This is a genomic window from Vibrio sp. 2134-1 (genome assembly GCF_033339495.1).
On the sequence record NZ_JAWOUS010000628.1, the window covers coordinates 1 to 614 of the forward strand.

Annotated in this window: 1 protein-coding gene; it reads left to right on the top strand. The window is 56.2% G+C overall.

Translation table 11 applies throughout. From position 1 onward, the window contains the following. On the top strand, positions 1–614 hold a 614-nt coding region (locus R7R78_RS27625), incomplete at both ends, for a DNA cytosine methyltransferase (RefSeq protein WP_225474795.1).

Here is a 614-nt window from a genome sequence, read left to right on the forward strand (position 1 = left end):
TGAAGCCAGAGACAGAGCATCCGGGCGGAACCTGAGTGAAGTACATGCGCTCAATACGCTGGTGAACAGCTCCCCGCGTATCCTGCTGAATGAAGACATTCATCACCTGGAGCTGGATCGCCTTGGAGCCTTGCTGGCGGAGTGCCCACCAATTGGTTTGGCCCATTACTCGTTGGGGTGTGATGACCACTCAAACGCCAAAAGTCCAAGGGACAAAGAGCGTTCTCTTGAAGATCTCTCCACCATGCTCGACATGGTTTACCCGGCACTAAAACAGATCGAGGTCGTGAACCCTGCCGTCGTGCTGGTGGAAAACGTCCCGAACTTCAAAGCATCCGGAGCCGGGGCGATGATGGGAACGACACTGCGGCGGATGGGGTACTTCCTCACTGAGATGGTCTTGAACGGTCTGGATTTCGGCGCGTACCAGGGGCGAGAACGCTATTACATGGTGGCGTCGGTCTTCCCTGGGTTCGTTCCACCGAAACCTGAGCAGAGAGCTGGTGGACGATTGTGGCCGGTGATCGAGAAGCACCTCGGGGATTGTGCAGACGTCACAGCGTTGAAGTCAATTCAGGCCAGAGAGTCAACTTCTCGCAGGATGCCTGCGTTCT